14 protein-coding genes are annotated in these 17,211 nt (G+C 65.8%); 10 read left to right on the plus strand and 4 right to left on the minus strand.

The features are described from left to right. Positions 1-41 precede the first annotated feature (41 nt). Together ACWMMN_RS17310 and ACWMMN_RS17315 are read left to right on the plus strand one after the other, a co-directional pair. Positions 42-938 carry a dihydrodipicolinate synthase family protein gene (locus ACWMMN_RS17310; protein ID WP_486423694.1) on the plus strand — a complete coding sequence of 299 codons (897 nt, stop codon included), beginning with the start codon at positions 42-44 and terminating at the stop codon, positions 936-938. Continuing rightward, positions 935-1,639 (plus strand): MOSC domain-containing protein, encoded by a 705-nt coding sequence (locus tag ACWMMN_RS17315; protein WP_486423695.1) that lies wholly within the window; start codon positions 935-937, stop codon positions 1,637-1,639. The genes ACWMMN_RS17310 and ACWMMN_RS17315 overlap by 4 nt, the downstream gene beginning before the upstream one ends. Positions 1,640-1,655: 16 nt before the next feature. Here the strand turns inward: ACWMMN_RS17315 and ACWMMN_RS17320 are convergent, their stop codons facing one another. Further along, complete coding sequence (locus tag ACWMMN_RS17320; protein ID WP_486423696.1) at positions 1,656-2,417, minus strand: SDR family oxidoreductase; 762 nt, start codon at positions 2,415-2,417, stop codon at positions 1,656-1,658. Between the two features lie 456 nt (positions 2,418-2,873). Here ACWMMN_RS17320 and ACWMMN_RS17325 point away from each other — a divergent pair, with 456 nt between their 5' ends. Then, the gene (locus tag ACWMMN_RS17325) at positions 2,874-3,584 is read left to right on the plus strand and encodes a YceH family protein (RefSeq protein ID WP_342705483.1); all 711 of its coding nucleotides are present in this window, start codon (positions 2,874-2,876) and stop codon (positions 3,582-3,584) included. A 90-nt stretch (positions 3,585-3,674) separates the two neighbouring features. Here the strand turns inward: ACWMMN_RS17325 and ACWMMN_RS17330 are convergent, their stop codons facing one another. From ACWMMN_RS17330 to ACWMMN_RS17340, 3 genes are read right to left on the minus strand one after another with little or no spacing between them, the layout of a single operon-like run. Then, on the minus strand, positions 3,675-4,940 hold the full coding sequence (locus tag ACWMMN_RS17330; RefSeq protein ID WP_486423697.1) for a hypothetical protein: 1,266 nt from the start codon (positions 4,938-4,940) through the stop codon (positions 3,675-3,677). Beyond that, on the minus strand, positions 4,940-5,362 hold the full coding sequence (locus tag ACWMMN_RS17335) for a hypothetical protein (RefSeq protein WP_342705481.1): 423 nt from the start codon (positions 5,360-5,362) through the stop codon (positions 4,940-4,942). Before ACWMMN_RS17335 ends, ACWMMN_RS17330 begins: the two co-directional genes overlap by 1 nt. Positions 5,363-5,390: 28 nt before the next feature. Continuing rightward, entirely contained in the window at positions 5,391-5,945 is a 555-nt protein-coding gene (locus ACWMMN_RS17340; protein WP_486423698.1) for a hypothetical protein, read from the minus strand. A gap of 403 nt (positions 5,946-6,348) precedes the next feature. Here ACWMMN_RS17340 and ACWMMN_RS17345 point away from each other — a divergent pair, with 403 nt between their 5' ends. The 7 genes from ACWMMN_RS17345 to ACWMMN_RS17375 all read left to right on the plus strand — a co-directional run bounded on the left by ACWMMN_RS17345 (position 6,349) and on the right by ACWMMN_RS17375 (position 17,203). Further along, a complete protein-coding gene (locus tag ACWMMN_RS17345; RefSeq protein ID WP_059238466.1) occupies positions 6,349-7,665 on the plus strand; it encodes a lipase family protein in 1,317 nt (438 codons plus the stop codon). Positions 7,666-7,853: 188 nt separating this feature from the next. Continuing rightward, entirely contained in the window at positions 7,854-8,984 is a 1,131-nt protein-coding gene (locus ACWMMN_RS17350; RefSeq protein ID WP_059238468.1) for a 3-deoxy-7-phosphoheptulonate synthase, read from the plus strand. Positions 8,985-9,652: 668 nt separating this feature from the next. After that, entirely contained in the window at positions 9,653-10,474 is an 822-nt protein-coding gene (gene cblB, locus ACWMMN_RS17355; protein ID WP_486423699.1) for a cable pilus chaperone CblB, read from the plus strand. 3 nt (positions 10,475-10,477) lie between these two features. After that, positions 10,478-10,978 (plus strand): cable pilus major pilin CblA, encoded by a 501-nt coding sequence (gene cblA, locus ACWMMN_RS17360; protein WP_486423700.1) that lies wholly within the window; start codon positions 10,478-10,480, stop codon positions 10,976-10,978. A gap of 84 nt (positions 10,979-11,062) precedes the next feature. Then, entirely contained in the window at positions 11,063-13,765 is a 2,703-nt protein-coding gene (gene cblC, locus ACWMMN_RS17365; protein WP_486423701.1) for a cable pilus usher protein CblC, read from the plus strand. Between the two features lie 66 nt (positions 13,766-13,831). Then, on the plus strand, positions 13,832-14,995 hold the full coding sequence (locus ACWMMN_RS17370; protein ID WP_486423702.1) for a CblD like pilus biogenesis initiator family protein: 1,164 nt from the start codon (positions 13,832-13,834) through the stop codon (positions 14,993-14,995). Positions 14,996-15,049: 54 nt separating this feature from the next. Continuing rightward, entirely contained in the window at positions 15,050-17,203 is a 2,154-nt protein-coding gene (locus ACWMMN_RS17375; RefSeq protein ID WP_486423703.1) for an ATP-binding protein, read from the plus strand. Positions 17,204-17,211: the final 8 nt, after the last annotated feature.

Raw genomic sequence — 17,211 nt, forward strand, 5'->3', positions numbered from 1 at the left:
TCGTTTCCACCTTGTCAGACAATCATTGAGGAATACACATCGTGTCCATCCTGCTGCAAGGCATCATTGCCTACCCGGTCACGCCGTTCGCCGCTGATGGCGGCGTCGACCTGAAAACGCTCGACGCGCTGATCGAGCGACTCATTGCCGACGGCGTTCACGCGATCGCCCCGCTGGGCAGTACCGGCGAAAGCGCTTACCTGTCCGACGCCGAATGGGAGGCCGTCGCCACCGCGTCGATTCGCGCGGTGCGCCGGCGCGTGCCGACCGTCGTCGGGATTTCCGACCTCACCACGGCGGGTGCGGTGCGCCGTGCACGTTTCGCCGAGCAAGCCGGCGCCGATGCGGTGATGGTGCTGCCGGTGTCGTACTGGAAGCTCGGCAACGACGAGATCGTCGCGCACTACCGCGCGATCGGCGACGCGATCGGCATCCCGATCATGCTGTACAACAACCCGGCGACGAGCGGCGTCGACATGCTGCCTGACCTGATCGCGACGATCTGCCGGAGCGTCGACAACGTGACGATGGTCAAGGAGAGTACCGGGGACATCGGCCGGATGCACCGGCTCGCGCAGTTGAGCGACGGGACGATCCCGTTCTACAACGGCAGCAACCCGATGGCGCTCGCCGCGCTGGCCGCCGGTGCGGCCGGATGGTGCACGGCCGCGCCGAACCTGAATGCCGCGTGGCCGCTGGCGCTGGTCGACGCGATGCGGACGGGCGATCTGGCGCGTGCCAGGGCGGTATTTCACGCGCAGTTGCCGTTGCTGCAGTTCATCGTCAACGGCGGGTTGCCGGTGACCGTGAAGGCCGGTCTCCGGCTGCGCGGCCTTGACGCCGGCGAGCCGAGGAAGCCGCTGCTGCCGCTTGGCGAAGCACGCACACGCGAACTCGAACGCTTGCTTGCAGCATTGCCGGACGGTGTGACGGCATGAGCGAAGACGCACGGCCGGCGATCGCGGCCGCCATCGGCGCGGTGCGCGTCGGCACGAGCCGGCCGCTGGCCGGCACGCCGCATGCGAGCGCGATCGACAAGCAGCCGGTCGATGCACGCCTATGGCTGGGCGCGCTCGGCTTCGCCGGCGACGAACAGGCCGATGCGCGGCATCACGGCGGCCCGGACAAGGCGGTCCACCACTATGCACACGACCACTATGCGTGGTGGTCGGAGCAGATCGGCGCGCGCCGCGTGCTCGCGCAGCCGGGCGCGTTCGGCGAGAACCTGTCGACGCACGGCGTGACCGAGCGCGACGTCTGTCTCGGCGATGTGTTCACGCTGGGCGGTACGGCGCTTCAGGTGTCGCAGTCGCGGCAGCCGTGCTGGAAACTCAACGCACGCTTCGATCATCCGAGGATGGCCGCGCTCGTGCAGCAGAGCGGCCGGACCGGCTGGTATTACCGCGTGCTGCAGGAAGGCTGGGTCGAGGCGGGGGATGGTCTGACGCTGCACGCGCGCCCGTATCCGCAATGGCCGCTGTCGGCGGTGCTCGATGTGCTGTACCGGCGCACGCTCGACATGGCCGCGCTCGATGCGCTGTGCGATGTGCCGTTGCTGCCGCCCGGCTGGCGCAAGATGCTTGAAAAGCGCCGGACGGAACGGCAGGTCGAAGACTGGACGAAGCGGCTCGAAGGTTGACGGGCCGCGCCGCGGCTTATCGGGCCGGCAGGTTCCGCACGTCGGCCGTCGGCTCGGCGCCGAATGCGTCGCTCAGCGCATAGCCGATCAGCTGACGCGCGGCTGCCTCGGGTGTCGCGAGCGCGCCGCTCGACTTCAACTGGTCGAATTTCTCGCGCATCGGGAAGTTGTCGTCGCTGGTCGAGCGGATCGTGGCCTGCATGCCCGTATCGACGACGCCCGGCGCGACGCTGCAGATTCGCAGCGCGCCGTTCGCGTCGAGCGCGACCGCGCGCGCATGGTGATCGAGCGCGGCCTTGGTCGCGCAGTAGATGCTCCAGCCCGCGTATGCGTTGCGGGCTGCGCCGCTCGACAGGTGCAGGATCCGGCATTCGGTCGTGGCCGAAGCCGCTTGTGCGAGTGCGGCCGACAGCATCAGCGGCGCTGCGACGTTCAGGCCGACCGCGCGGGCGACGATCGCCGGGTCTTGCGCGGCGAGCGGACCGATCGGATCGACGATGCCTGCGTTGTTGAACAGCAGCACGAGCGACGCGCCGTCGACGAAGCCGCGTAGCGTATCGCCGGCGAGCCAGGTCGCGACTGCCGCGGAGTCGGACAGGTCGAGTTCGACTTCGGAGAAGCGGTCGCCGGCTTGCGAACCGAGCGACGGATGACGGCTGCGCGACACGCCGAGCACGGCGATGCCTTCCAGCAGCAGTTGTTCGGCGAGCGACGCGCCGAGGCCGCGAGTATGTCCGGTGACGATGGCGCGCACGTGCGCGGTAGAGGATGCAGTCATGGCGGTGAACCGGTGATGGGGGGAACGATGTTGACGAGCGGAGTGCATGCGCGGCGGCAGCACCATAAGGACGGGCGATGCGTGGAGCCTGCGCGCGAAGACGGTGGCGCGCGGCGCCGCGGATATCGGAACGAACGCATATCGTAGCGCCGGCATGCGCGTCGCGCAAACGTCGGGGCGCACGTGACGGGTGAACGTGCGCCGCCGCGCACACGCATCGCCGTGGCACCGCACGGCACCGCATGGCATCGGGCGGCATCGGGCGGCATCGGGCGGCATCGGGCGGCATCGGGCGGCCCGATAGGTTGGACAAGAGCGCGCTGCGGCAAGTGCGCGCGCCGGTGCAGCGAGCGGAGCCGGGCCGCGCGCCGCGAGCTATCATATGGCTCGCCCGTGCGCGATGCCGGACGGGCCGCGATCGTTTCCCTTCACCTGCTGCACGCTGCGACGCCACTCATGAACACCACGCCGGATACGCCTACGCCTCGCGCCCTTCGCGAACTCACGCCCCTCGAGGCCCGCATTCTCGGCGTGCTCGTCGAGAAACAGCACACTGTGCCGGATACTTACCCGCTGTCGCTGAACGCGCTGACCGCGGGCTGCAACCAGAAAACCGCGCGCTTGCCCGTGATGAGCGTCAGCGAGGACGAGGTCACGACCGCGCTCGACGAACTGAAGCGCCTGAGCCTCGTGATGGAGGGCAGCAGCAGCCGCGTGCCGCGTTTCGAGCACAACATGAACCGCGTGCTCGGTATCCCGAGCCAGGCGATCGCGCTGCTGACGATCCTGTTGTTGCGCGGCCCGCAGACGGCCGCCGAACTGCGCCTGAACAGCGCGCGCCTGCACGGCTTCGCAGATATCTCGTCGGTCGAGGCATTTCTCGACGAACTCGCGGCACGCGCGCAGGCGCTCGTCATCCGGCTGCCGCGTGCACCGGGGGCGCGCGAGAACCGCTGGATGCACCTGATGTGCGGTGAAGTGAACATCGCGGACTTCGCAAGCGCGGAGGCCGGCGGCGGCGCGGATTCGGTGCCGCCTTCGGAATTCGAAGCGCTGAAGGCCGAACAGAAGCGCCTCGTGGATGACGTGGCGCGGCTGAATGCGCTGGTCCTGCGGATGGCCGGCGAGCTGGGCATCGACGTCGACGCGCAAGGCGACGCGTCCTGACACGAGCGCCTGCGGTGCATGTGCATCGCCCGGCCCCGTCGCCACGCGGCCGGGCCGGAGCGCGCTGCGGATACCGGCTGCGCCGCCGCGTTACTTCAGCTTGACGCCCGGTACCAGATAGCGTGCGCCGTCCGGTCTCAGGATCGGCGCGAGCGCCGCAAACGGCACATCGAGTTGTGGCCCGAGACAGGCGCCCATCGCATGACCGATTCCGGATACGACGAACGACAGCTTGCCGGGCGCATCGAGCTCGAACGTCAGATACTGCGGGAACACGTCGGCACACGACAGCGAATCGCCTTCGCCGTCCGTCACTTGCTGACCGTGTGTTGCCTTGTCGCGCAACTGCGTAATGAAACTCACCAGCGCGGGGCTCGTTCCCGGGTCGCCGTCCTTGCCTGCCGTAGCCGCGTCGATCACGCGATTCCAATCGAGGTACGTACCACGCAGCAGGTCGAACGTGACCGGATCGTAGTGATTGTTTGGATGAGCGCCGCCGCAGTACGTACTGCCCGATTCCACAATGCCGAGTGCCGCAGGTGACAGCCACGTGACCGTCACCTGTTCGTCGTCGTAGCCGCCGAGCGAACCGGCGGCCGGCCCGTCGTCGGAATAGCGGGTCGACGCGCATTCGAGCGCGGCGAGATTCATCTGCCAGTGCTGCTGTTCGAGCAGGAGGTTGACCCGTGCCATGACCGCTGGATCGGGATGGCGGCTCAGACGCGGATACATGAGCTTCGTGCGCGGGTCGCGCCACATTCGGTACGCGACGGTGCCGTCTCCGATCTCGGGGCCAGCCGGCTCCGCGTGCCCGGCAAGCTTCAGCGTGGCATAAGGCGCCTGCCGCATGTCGATGGCCACGCCGCTTGCGATACCGCTGCCGCCGCCGCCGGCGATGCTGTTGGTGACGGCTTCGACGGAGCCGGGCGCAACCGCGTCGGGATCGTATTCAGCGATGCGTCGCAGCGTGAAGCTGCGCGTTTTGCCGGAGCGTGCATCGGTCCAGCGGCCGCGATAGCCGGCCTTGTCCCGCGTGCCCTGCCAGGTGGCCGCAGCATGATCGAAATCGGCTTGCTCGCGGAATCCCAATGGACTGCGGGCATCGTCCGGCAACTGCGTTCGCACGAGCGGTTCGATCAGTTGCGCGGGCGTGCCGTGCAGCGGAATATCGACGCCGTGCTGCGCATAGAAGTAGCGGCCGGAGATTGAACCGTCCTTGGAAGGGTGATCGTCGAGCTCCATGACGACGGTGCCGGCGCCCTGCAGCGTTCCTTCGTAGACGGCGCGCGGCGCGCCATTGGCGAAGCCCGCGTGCAGCGCGGCCAGCAACCCCGCGATTCGGATCAGCGGGCGCATCACCAGCGGCACCCGGTCTGTTCGGATGCGTCGACATCCAGCGCGCGGCCGAACGCCGTCTGCTTGCCGGTGCGCGCATTGGTGTAGGTCATCGAATAGACCATCGCGCCCTGGGTCATCATTTCGTAGCGCCCGTTGATCCTGCCGCCGACCATTTCGACCCAGGTCGTCGTGTACTGGTGCGGACGGCTTTCGTCGAGCACTTCGTCCTCCTCGTGCTCGATCACCAGCGGCAGGGCCGTTTTCGATTGCGCATACCGGACCATGCCGCCCGACCACTTGACCGCATCGTCATAGTAGGTGCGCATCTCGAAGCGCGCGGGTTTGTCGCCGTCCGACCGGAAGCAGAACACTTCGGTGGACACCTTGGCGAGTGCCGGTAGCGACACGCAGAGCAGCACGGCTGCGAGGACTTTTTTCATGATGGAGCGAGAGAAATGAAGCGGTGCGTCAACCGACGCTGATCCGCGAAGCGCCCGCGTCGACGAGCCGGAAAAGCAGATCCTCGACGGCCGTCTCGGGCGCGGAGCCGAGATCCGCATTGACGCGCCACCCCTGTTCCGTGCGAACCGGTTCCGACAAAAAATGAACGATGCCATGCAGGCCGTCTTCGGCCGGCGTGTTCTCGTCGTCGACGTCGAACCACGCGAAGAACCACGTCTTGATCGCATCGGCCGCCGCGCTTTCGTCGAGACCGTCGGCCTCGATCGTGGCCCAGTCCCATACGAACGGGCGGATCGACACGGCCGCCGTTTCGAGGTTGAACGCCAGCGGCTCGAACGCCAGTTGCGCGGCGGAATCGACCATCGTCGGCTGGCCGGCCGATTCGCCTTCGGTCGCGATGATGTCGGCCCGGCACGGCAGCGCGAGCGGCCCTTCGGTGGCGAGCGTGCCGTCGGGGCGCCGGTAGGCCGGTTCGACGATCATGGCCGGTTGTGCAGCCGCTTTCGCGAGCAGGTCGGCATACGGTTGGCGGATGGCGCGGAGCAGTTCGGAGACGGTCATCGTGGCGTGTCGGTCGGGCAGGGAACGATCGGTTGCTGGCAGACGGCGTGCGGCGCGACCGGCGTCGCACGACGCGGCCGCTTCGGCACCGGACAGCCGTGATCGTACGGCACTTCGGCAAAGCGAGGACAGTCGGCCGAATGGCCGACGCGACCCGCATCGTGTGACGGCGGGTTTAGACGTTTACCTTCAAACAATGGAAAACGCCCTTCGATTGCGTTCTCGTTGTGCTTCAATTAATCCGGTTTGTACTCCTACTAAAATTACAGATTCAGAACAAGCCGGATTATTCATTCACAGGAGACAGTCGATGGCTCGGAAACGGCTTTGAAGCGGCACACGATGGTCTGCAACACCGCGAACTTCCTTCGATGAAAGCAGGTTATCCCAGGGGCCCCCACCCATGTCCTCCAGACGATTCATGACCGTCGCGGCCGCCGTGTGCGCTGCGCTGGCCATTGCCGCACCGCCGGTCAACGCCGCCGCGCCGACCGTGCCCGATCCGTTCTACACGTACACCGGCACCACGCCGCTGGCATCGGTTCCACCGGGCACGGTGCTGAAGACGCGCAACGTCACCTATCACGTGGCCGGCATTCCGACCGCCGTGACCGCGCAGCAGCTGCTGTACCGCACCAACAACGCGCAGAACCAGCCGGTTGTCAACGTGACGTCGGTGATCCGCAGCCAGGTCAGCAACGGCCAGGCCATCTCGTACCAGTCGGCCTACGATTCGCTGAACCCGTACGACGAGCCGTCGCAGGTGATCGCCGGCGACCGCGACGTGACCAAGATCATCAACATCGGCACGCTGCTCTACAGCGCGGAATCGATTCCGCTGTCGACGCTGCTGCTGCTCGGCTACAACATCATCGTGCCCGATACGGAAGGCCAGACGGCCGACTTCGCGGCCGGCCCCGAATACGGGATGACGACGCTCGATTCGATCCGCGCGGCGCTCAATACGCCGTCGACCGGCCTGAATCCGTCGAGCAAGGTCGCGATGATCGGCTACTCCGGCGGCGCGATCGCGACGAACTGGGCCGCGCAGCTCGCGCCGAGCTATGCGCCCGAGATCAACAAGCAGCTCGTTGGCGCGGCGGAGGGCGGCGTGCTGGTCGACCCGGCGCACAACCTGCGCTATGTCGACGGCAGCATCGTGTGGGGCGGCGTGGCCGCGGCCGCGCTGGCCGGGTTGTCGCGCGGCTACAACTTCGACCTGACGCCGTATCTCAGCGATACGGGCGTCGCCGTGTTCAAGGACATCCAGAACCAGTCGCTCGCGTACATCCTGCCGAAGTACACGGGTCTGCACTGGAGCACGCTGTTCAAGCCGCAATACGCGAACGACATCAACAGCATTCCGGCGTACGTGACGTATGCGAACAAGGTGAATGCGGGGCTGGCCGCGTCGCCGACGATCCCGATGTTCATCGGCCAGGGCACCGCGGGCGCGCTGGACGGCACCTTCAGCAGCCAGGTGGGCGACGGCGTGATGCTCGCGTACGACGTGCGCGCACTCGCGCAGAAGTTTTGCGCGAGCGGCACACGGGTCACGTACAACGAGTATCCGCTGGAACATGCAGGCGCGATCGTGCCGTGGGTGGCCGGGATGCTGCCCTGGCTCTACGACCGCTTCAACGGGAAAGCCGCGCCGAGCAATTGCTGGCTGACGTCGCTGCTGCCGAGCAACTCGCTGGCGCCGGAGACGCTGCACTAGACGCGCCGCGCAACGCGGCGAATGGCCGGGCGACCCGCGAGGGGTCGCCTTTTTCTTTGCGGGTCTCGTGCCGGCCGCATGACCGCCGCCGTCGCCACCCGCATGCGCGCACGGTAACCCGCTGCTGCCGCCTCCGGGTGCCATAATCGAGCCTGCCCATCATTCCAGACGTCCCCCGGAGAATCACCATGCAGAACCTCGACAATCCTTCCCATGATCGCGAGGTAGGCAGCGCCGACGCGACGCAGGACACCACGCGTATCGACGACGTCCGCATCGGCGCCGTGCGCCCGCTGATTTCGCCCGCGCTGCTGCTGGACGAGCTGCCGGTGCCGGCCGGCACGCAGACGCTCGTCGAGGACACGCGCCGCGCGATTGGCGACATCCTGCACGGCCGCGACGACCGGCTGCTGCTCGTCGTCGGCCCGTGCTCGATCCACGATCACGACCAGGCGCTCGAATACGCACGCCGCCTGAAGGTCGCGGCCGATGCGCTGAAGGACGACCTGCTGATCACGATGCGCGTCTACTTCGAGAAGCCGCGCACGACGGTCGGCTGGAAGGGCTACATCAACGATCCGCGCCTCGACGGCAGCTTCCGCATCAACGAGGGGCTGCGCGCCGCGCGGCAACTGCTGCTCGACATCAATGCGCTCGGCCTGCCGGCATCGACCGAATTCCTCGACCTGCTGAGCCCGCAGTACATCGCCGACCTGATCGCGTGGGGTGCGATCGGCGCGCGCACGACGGAGAGCCAGAGCCATCGGCAGCTCGCTTCGGGCCTGAGCTGCCCGATCGGCTTCAAGAACGGCACGGACGGCGGCGTGCAGGTCGCGTCCGACGCGATCGTCGCCGCGGCCGCGAGCCATGCGTTCATGGGGATGACGAAGATGGGGATGGCCGCGATCTTCGAGACGCGCGGCAACGACGACGCGCACGTGATCCTGCGCGGCGGCAAGAACGGCCCGAACTACGACGCCGAGCATGTCGAGGCGTGCTGCGCGGTGCTGCGCAAGGCCGGCTTGCGCGAGCAGGTGATGGTCGACTGCTCGCACGCGAACTCGAACAAGTCGCATGAGCGGCAGATCGACGTCGCGCAGGATCTCGCGCGGCAGCTTGCGCAGGGCGAGCACCGGATCGTCGGCGTGATGGTCGAGAGCCATCTCGAGGCGGGGCGGCAGGATCTGAAGCCGGGCGTGCCGTTGAAGTACGGGGTGTCGATCACCGACGCGTGTTTGAGCTGGACGCAGACGGAGCCGGTGCTGGACGTGCTGGCGGAGGCGGTGCGGCATCGGCGCGTGTATTCGCGAAACGCGTGAGGTAACGGCGGCGGGCCAGCGCCCGCCGTTGTCATATGCGGTGCGTCAACGAAGATTGGCGCCGCGCAAGGTATTTGTTCCACCGAGGGCGCGTTCGCCTGCGCTTTCGGCTTCACATCGGACGCCGGCATCGTGCCCGCGCGTCTTCCCGCCTCGATTGCCCGGTGGCGACATTCGCTATCCGGTGCGCAGCCCCATTCGGAAAAATCCCGTGAGCGAGTTTTCCACACAGGACATCACCTTTCGTCCCACTATGCGGATAGCGGGTACTTAGGCTGATATGGGCGAACTAGTCCCGGAGATTGGCGCAGGATCGCTGAATTTAGGACGATTCCTATATTCCATGTCCGTCGGATTAGTCAGAATCCTAATCAAGCAATGCGTTGCGATAGCCGGTGCGCTGGATATGGCACCTGATACGAAATAGCGCTGGAGATTCCGCGGCCGCCCGAATTATCGGCCTGTCGCTTGCAGGCCGCATCGACGAAGGGTTTCATGACCTGCGCCGCGTTCGTCGCCGATGACTCGGCGGTTCGGGGGGAGCGCCGGGGCCCGTATCCGCAGCGGATTCAGGCATGTCGCGAGTCGGTCGGAAGTCACCTGGAGCTTGACTCGATCGAGGTGAGACTGTCCGTGAATGCGTGAAATGGATTCCATATCGATAAGTTATGCAAATTATTTATAGCGAGAAGTACCGTGCGCACCGGATATGGCTTGCCGTAATCGCGATGTCGCTTGCCTCGTCGATCGCCAGCGCGAACATGCTGGTCTATCCGATGACGGCGTCGATCGGGGCCGGCCGGGAATCGGCCGCCGAGCTGCGCATCTACTCAAAATCCGATGCGACGCAATACGTGAAGGCGATCGCGAAGCGTGTGATCGATCCGGCGACGGATCACGAGCGCGAAGAGGCCAGCATGAATTCCGGCGACGACGCGATCGTCATCTCGCCGGCCAAGTTCGCGCTGCCGGCCGGCGGCACGCGGCTCCTGCGGGTGATTCCACTGGGTGCGCCGCAGAAGGAGGTGCTGTATCGCGTCTACCTGCAGCCGGTGGCGGCACCGTCCGACGACGATTCCGCGGCGACGGGCGACGTGTCCGGCAAGGTCGACTTCAGCCTGGTCTGGGCGCCGCTCATCCGTGTGCTGCCGAAGTCGCCGGTACCTGATTTCGACGTGTCGAATGGCGCGTTGACCAATACCGGCAACGTGCGGATCGGTTTGCTGGAGGCCGGCGCGTGCCAGTCCGAGCAGGACGATGCTTCATGCCAGTGGACGAAATTCGACCGCAGTGTCTACCCGGACCAGCACTTCAGGCTGGAGGGACTGCATTCCGCACCTTATGTGCGAATCCGATATCGAGTGGGGGGAATGGCCGATGTACAGCAGAAGGTTGTGCGCACGCATTCCGTCGACGCGATGAACGCGCCGAGCGCGAATAACGAGACCCGGACGGGTCATACCATTGTTTCAACCAACCAGAAGGACTAACCCATGCTGAAATACGTTCCGATCGCCGCTGCAGCCCTGATGTCGATGTCGGCTTATGCCGTCCAGAAGGACATCACTGTCACCGCCAATGTCGACTCGACGCTCGAAATGCTGTCGGCGGACGGCTCGGCACTGCCGACGACCATGCAGATGCAATATCTGCCGGGTACGGGTCTTCAGGCCGCCGTCGTGAACACGAAGATCTTCACGAACGACAAGGCGAAGGATCTGCAGATCCGCCTCGCGACCGACCCGTCGCTGAAGAACCAGACGAGCCCGGGCGCAAAGGAAATTCCCCTGACGGTCATGCTGGGCAGCACCGCGCTGAGCACCACGGCGACGACGCTGAAGACAGCGGAACTCTTCCCCGGCGAGCTGGCGCAGGGTTCGAACGTGCTGCCGCTGTCGATCGGTCAGAAGACCGTCGCAGCCGTCACGGATTCCGGCAGCTACCAGGGTCTCGTCAGCGTGATCGTCACGCAGAGCGCGGCATCGGGTAGCTAAGCCCCTCCGAAGTATCGACGGGCGCGCCTGAATGGCGCGCCTTGTTTTTTGTAGTACTCCTTCTAAATTATCCCAGATTCCTTCATGATCCCATTTGATCTCAAGAAGACCGTTGTCGCATGCCTGAGCGCTCTGTGTGTGATGGACATCGTGTCCGTCGCGCAGGCTGCTTCGGCCGTGCCGCCGGGCTTCGAGGACATCATGACGGGGCACGACGAGCGTATCAACGTCAACTTTCTGGGCAAGCCGCTCGGCTTGTTTCGTGTGTTCGTGACGCCGGACGCAGTGCGTTTCGAGGATCCCGCGCACGTGTTGCAGGCGCTCGACTCGCAAGTGAACCCGGCGGCGGACGTGTCGACGATCAGCGACGCGCTGTCGAAGTCGATGGCGCGCAACGGCAACCTCGCCTGCGCGGGGCAAGCGGGCGTGAACGGCTGCGGGTATGTCGACACCGACAGCGCGGCCGTGATCTACGACGAAAGCGAAGGCAACCTCGAACTGTTCCTGTCGCGCGACTGGGTGAGCACCGAAGAGCACGACCGGCGGTTTCGGGAGCCGTCGCCGCTCACGGAAAACGCGCTGATTCACCAGCAGACGATCAACCTGTCGGGCGGGCGCGGCTACGAGAGCCTGTCCGTGTCGGGCACGGGCGCGCTCGGCATCACGCCGAAGAGCTTCATCGGCGGGAACTGGAGCTTCACCCATACGGGTTATTCGAGGGGATCGGACAGCCACATCCAGCTTCAGGATCTCTACTACCGCCGCGATCTCGGCACCGAGCATTACGCGCAGGCCGGCCGGATGGACAACCGCAACCTCGCGAGCGCGCTCGGCGGCAACTTCGGGTTCACGATGCTGCCGGTCGGTACGCTTGACGGTGTGCGCGTCGGCACGACGCTGGCCTATGTGAACCCGGAAGTCGCGCAACAGGGCACGCCGGTCACGCTGCTGTTGCCGCGTGATTCGCGGATCGACGCGTACCGCGGGCAGGAGTTGCTGGGCACGTTCTACATGAAGGCCGGTGTCAATGCGCTCGATACGTCTCGTTTTCCGGAAGGCACGTATCCGCTGGCGCTTCGCGTGTTCGAGAATGGCGTGCAGGTACGCACGCAGACGACGCCGTTCACGAAGACGGGCGGTGGTGTCAATTCGCGCACACGACAATGGTTCGCGCAGGCTGGTCGCCCGTCCGACCGGGACGCACCGGACGGCATGGCAGCGGCAGCCGGCGTGCGGATTCCGCTGTTGCGCGAAATGGCGCTGACGAGCGGTATCGCGAGCGTCGGCCGGCACGTGTACAACGAAACTGCGCTGGAGTGGCGCCATGCGTTTGCGCTGGGCGTGCTCTCCGCCGGCGGTTCGTTCTTCGTCGGCGACGATGGGTCGCGCGGCAACACGCAGCAGGTTTCGTTCGCCGACGGCGTGTCGTGGAGCGTGTACCGCTACCAGATGCGCGGCGCGGCGTGCAACGGCCCGGCCGTGTCGTATCGCGACATCGGTTGCTATGACATGCTGAACGCGACCGTGTCGTTTCCGGTGGGAAACTGGTCGGCGATGCTCGGCTACACGTACAACAAGAGCGTCGGGCGGTCGCAGAACTGGCAGCCCGACACGACGGATCGCCCGTGGGCGACGCCGGTCTTCCGTCAGGGCGATCAGGTGTCGCGCGCGCTTCAGGCGTCGCTATCGCGATCCTTCGCATGGCGTAAGGTCAGCGCGAACCTGCGCGTGGGCGCGTACGCGAACCGCAATACCGGTGCTCGAAGCGAGTACGGCGGCTATGTCGGTGTGACGCTGTCGATGGCCGAACCCGCGATGCAGCCCGGGAGTGCGTCCGCGTACACGTCGGCGGGCGTCGATGTTCGCACGGATCGCAACAGCACGACGACGAACTATACGCTCGACCGCAACTGGAACTGGCAGGGCGACACCTACCGGGAACTCGCGCTCGGCGTGTCGGGATATGGTGCCGACAGCCTGACGGGCACCGTGCAGGGCCGCTGGAAGGGGCGCTACGGCGACGTCGCCGGGTCGGTCGCGAACAGCTACAGCCGCGACAGCGGCGGTAACAATCCATCGGTGACGGCGAGCTATTCGTCGTCGTTCGCGGTGGCGCGGCAGGGCGTGTTCCTCGGCGCATCCGCGTCGCAGTCGGATCCACTCGCGGGGTTCGCCGTGCGGGTCGGCGAGCGCGGAGATGCGAGCGGCATGGCGGCCGAGGTGCACAGCGATTCGAGCGCGCGGATCAAGGTGGGTTTCGGGCAGCGCGCGCTGTTGCCGGTGTCGGCATTCACGCCCGTGACGACCGAAGTGAACGACGCGGGTGCCCGGGCGGCCGCGGGCGCGACGAGCGTGACCGAGGGGCTCGGCAAGCGCATGCTGTTCATGGTGCCGGGGCAGCTCGCGCTGCGCAACGTCGACGCGAAGGTGACGTATACCTATGTCGGCCAGGCCTTCTCGAAGGGCGGCATGCCGCTGTCGGACAGCGTGATTCTCAACGGCGCGATGCCGCTGATCGACAGTCAGGGCGGCTTCATTGCCGAGCTTGACAATAAGGAAAGCGAACTGTTCGTCGTGGACGGTCCGACGCTGATGCGTTGCCCGCTGCACGTGAAGCGCCAGCAGGACGTGCTGATGATGGTGGGCAAGGTGCGTTGCGAAGTGGCCGGGCCGGATGCGTTGCCGGAATCGCTGCGCAAGCAGGCCCGCGTGCGCAAGCTGCTGGAGCATCGCTACGTAATGTCGATGCGGGCGCAGTCGCCGGACGTGACCAACGCGGCGCAATGACGCGTATGCGCGGATGCCACGCGGCGCGACCTGCGATTTCGAATATAAAAGGAAACAGCCATTCAAATGATTCAGATCAGTCGAAGTCGCTGCCGGGCAATCGTTCTGGCGGCCGCATTGAGTGCGGTCGCGCTTGACGCATCGGCGGCCTCCGAGCAGCCGGCCAACCGCAACGATACGGTGGAAGCTACGTTGGATCGTGGCGCGCCGCAGGCGGACGTCATGGTGTTCAACAGAGCGTCGGGTGGCTATGACACGACGGACCCCAATAGATGGGGGCGAAATTCGTGGACATGCCAGTCGGCCGCCGACACGGCGACAGGTGCGTGCGCGACCGAGCCGATATGGGTGGTGGCGGGCAACTCGACCACGATCAGGCTGTCGTTCAAGGAGGAAAAAACCGGCGCTACGGCCGTGCTGAATCTTCAGGGAGGGAGTGCGTACAGCCGTCACCAAGATTGCAACGGCAACGCGGCTCCGGAATCCGTGTCGAAAACGCAAACGCCAATCGAGATGGCGCAGTCCGCTGTTGTGAGCAGTTGCAGCAACATTCGCTGGGACGGGCGCACGCTCTTCGTCAAGATTCCCGCCGCGGAACTGAAGCATCTCCCTTCGGGCGGAATCTGGAAGGCGAACCTTCAATTGAACCTGAGACTGTGGAGTACGAATGTGCTTGCCACGATCGCCGTCTTCAATGCCGCGATCAAGCTGAACGTCACCGACAAGAACAACATCCAGGTCTACCTGCCGGAGTTTACGAGCGCGACGCCCACCGTCGACCTCAAGCTGCGAAAGCTGCCGAACGGTAGCCGGATGTCGGGCACGTCGAACGTCGACATGTGCCTGTACGACGGCTACAACGCTCAGAGCACGTGGTTCGACGTGTCTGCGAGCGATGGCCTCACGATCGACCGCCGCGACAAAGGGAGCTATTCCGTGCTGCTCGATAAGGACAAGAGCGGTGCCTACGAATCACGCGTCGATTACAACGTGAGCCTGACGTACTCAGGAATGAAGATCGCACTGCAGAACAAAGAGACCGTGCGACTCCAGGGCGTGAACAACAGCGCCGGTCGCTCGGTATCGCTGCCGGGCATTTCGGTGCCGGTCGTCTGCACGCCGACGCCACTGACACTCGAGACGCCGGAATTCCAGTCGGTCTGGAAGCGTCCGGGCAAGTACAGCAACAAACTGACGATCACGTTTACGCCATCGTCAGCGAGTCTCTAGCGCGTTCGGCGCCCGTGAAGTGGCGCCGGGCGCCTTACCCCAAGCGAATCGATCATGGAAGCAAGGTTCTCCGCGCATCGCCCGGTGTGGCGCATGCTTCGCCACGTATTGATCACGATGCTGCTGACCGTCCCGATCGGCACGGGCGCCGCGACCGCCTGCTGGAAGCCGATCTTCACCGATGAAGAGCTGCGCTGGATCAGCGCGCACCCGGTCGTCCATATCGCCGTCGAGGCAAACTGGCACCCGATCGAATACATGCGCAACGGCAGGCATGCGGGGCTCGTCGCCGGCTACCTGGGCGCGATCTCGAAAATGACCGGACTCGCGTTCCAGACGGTGCCGGGTACTGAATGGGGCCGTGCGTACGACGCGCTCGTCGCAGGCAAGGTCGATTTGCTGCCGGGTGTCTGGCGCGAGCTGGTTCCGGATCGCGTCGGTGTCGGTGCGCTGGTCAGCGCGCCCTACCTGGTCGGGCGGCTGACCGTCGTGACGCGCAACAATTCCGCGATGATCTTCGGCCTGCAACGGCTGAAGGGGCGGCGCATCGCGATCAAGGGGCATGGTGCGGTCGAGTACTTCGTGCGCCACAGCGGCGTGCCGCTTCACGTGCTCACGTTCGACACGGAAGACCTTGCGCTTGCCGCGGTTGCCAGCGGCGAAGCCGACGCGGCGCTCGGCATCGACGTCACGATCCTGCCGATCGTGCGGCGGCAATTCACCGGCCAGCTTTACATGTCCGGCATGCTGGCCGACCGCCCCGTGTCGCTCGCGATGCTCACGCGCGCCGACCTGCCGATTCTCGCGTCGATCATCGAGAAGTCGCTCGCGGCCATTCCGGTCAGCGAGACGGCCGGGATCACGCGTGACTCGATCGAGCTGGGCGACTACGGCAAGCCGACGATCCGCTCGATCGTGCATTATCGTGCGCCGGTGGTGCTGGCCATCGCCGTGACCTTGCTGACGTTCGCAGTGCTCGCCTACCTGATGTGGAAATCACGTGCGGCGGCCATCCGGAGCAAGCGCGACAAGGCGATGTTCCTGGCTTTCGTCAGTCATGAGATCCGCACGCCGATGCAGACGGTCCTGTCGTCGCTCGAATTCCTGAAGCGCTCGCGGCTTCCCGTGCAGCAGGCAGGCCGTGTGGATGCGGCCGCATCGGCTTCCGAAACGCTGCTGACGCTGCTCGACGACATCCTCGAATATTCGCGCCTCGAATCGCGCAAGGTCACGCTGTCGCCGCAAACGGTCGAGCTCGACGCGTGGGTTCGTCAAACCGTCGACATGGTGCGCTGGCGTGCGGAGCGAAAGGCGCTGGCGTTGATGCTCGACGTTGCGGGGCCGCTGCCGTTGCACGTCGTCATCGATCCTGTCCGCGTGCGCCAGATCGCGCTGAACCTGCTCGTCAATGCGATCAATTTCACGGCATCCGGGGCTGTTACGCTGCGCGTGCGCTATCTGGCGGCTCGCCACGGGCGCAACGGCACGTTGTGCCTCGAAGTGCGCGACACCGGCATCGGTATCGCGCCCGATCGCATCGGCCACGTCTTCGAAACCTACTGGCAGGCCGATCGCACGCCGCAACAGGGCATCGGCGGTAGCGGGCTCGGGCTCGCGATCTGCCGGGAGCTCGTCGAGTTGATGCACGGCTCGATCGCGGTCGAAAGCGCGCCGTACGTCGAAACGGTATTCACGGTGCATCTGCCGGTGACGACAGTGGACGGCGTGCCGTCGACACAGCCCGCCGCGCCGCCGCCGGCACTGGCGGACGCAGCTGCAGCGCCGGCACATCGCGGCGCCCCGCGCGTCCTGATTGTCGACGATCACGACACCGTGCGGGCCGCACTGCAGGATCAGTGCGATGCGCTCGGCTGCGTCGGCATCGTCGCCGGTACGGGGGAGGATGCGTTGCGGCACGTCGGGCAGGGCCGGATCGACATCGTGCTGCTCGATTGCAATCTGCCCGACATCGACGGTTATGCGCTCGCGCAGATGATCCGTCAGGAAGAAACCGCGCGGATGGCCGGGCACGTTCCGATCATCGCGATTTCGGCGGAGTCCGGCGAGGCGCACCGGGTGCGTTGCCTGGAAAGCGGCATGGACGGCGTGCTGGGCAAGCCGCTGCGCCTCGAAACGCTCCGGCAGGCGATCGCGACCTGGTGCCCGGCCGATGCGGGAACCGCACCGGATGCGTCGATTGCGCCATAGGGCCGCGA

The sequence above is a fragment of the Burkholderia cepacia complex sp. TUM26381 genome (genome assembly GCF_057439935.1).

What these genes read in the sequence shown, in the direction of transcription:
- ACWMMN_RS17315 (WP_486423695.1), top strand. Translation starts at nt 935, where the DNA reads ATGAGCGAAGACGCACGGCCGGCGATCGCGGCCGCCATCGGCGCGGTG.
- ACWMMN_RS17320 (WP_486423696.1), bottom strand. Translation starts at nt 2,417, where the DNA reads ATGACTGCATCCTCTACCGCGCACGTGCGCGCCATCGTCACCGGACAT.
- ACWMMN_RS17325 (WP_342705483.1), top strand. Translation starts at nt 2,874, where the DNA reads ATGAACACCACGCCGGATACGCCTACGCCTCGCGCCCTTCGCGAACTC.
- ACWMMN_RS17330 (WP_486423697.1), bottom strand. Translation starts at nt 4,940, where the DNA reads ATGCGCCCGCTGATCCGAATCGCGGGGTTGCTGGCCGCGCTGCACGCG.
- ACWMMN_RS17335 (WP_342705481.1), bottom strand. Translation starts at nt 5,362, where the DNA reads ATGAAAAAAGTCCTCGCAGCCGTGCTGCTCTGCGTGTCGCTACCGGCA.
- ACWMMN_RS17340 (WP_486423698.1), bottom strand. Translation starts at nt 5,945, where the DNA reads ATGACCGTCTCCGAACTGCTCCGCGCCATCCGCCAACCGTATGCCGAC.
- ACWMMN_RS17345 (WP_059238466.1), top strand. Translation starts at nt 6,349, where the DNA reads ATGTCCTCCAGACGATTCATGACCGTCGCGGCCGCCGTGTGCGCTGCG.
- ACWMMN_RS17350 (WP_059238468.1), top strand. Translation starts at nt 7,854, where the DNA reads ATGCAGAACCTCGACAATCCTTCCCATGATCGCGAGGTAGGCAGCGCC.
- cblB (WP_486423699.1), top strand. Translation starts at nt 9,653, where the DNA reads ATGCAAATTATTTATAGCGAGAAGTACCGTGCGCACCGGATATGGCTT.
- cblA (WP_486423700.1), top strand. Translation starts at nt 10,478, where the DNA reads ATGCTGAAATACGTTCCGATCGCCGCTGCAGCCCTGATGTCGATGTCG.
- cblC (WP_486423701.1), top strand. Translation starts at nt 11,063, where the DNA reads ATGATCCCATTTGATCTCAAGAAGACCGTTGTCGCATGCCTGAGCGCT.
- ACWMMN_RS17370 (WP_486423702.1), top strand. Translation starts at nt 13,832, where the DNA reads ATGATTCAGATCAGTCGAAGTCGCTGCCGGGCAATCGTTCTGGCGGCC.
- ACWMMN_RS17375 (WP_486423703.1), top strand. Translation starts at nt 15,050, where the DNA reads ATGGAAGCAAGGTTCTCCGCGCATCGCCCGGTGTGGCGCATGCTTCGC.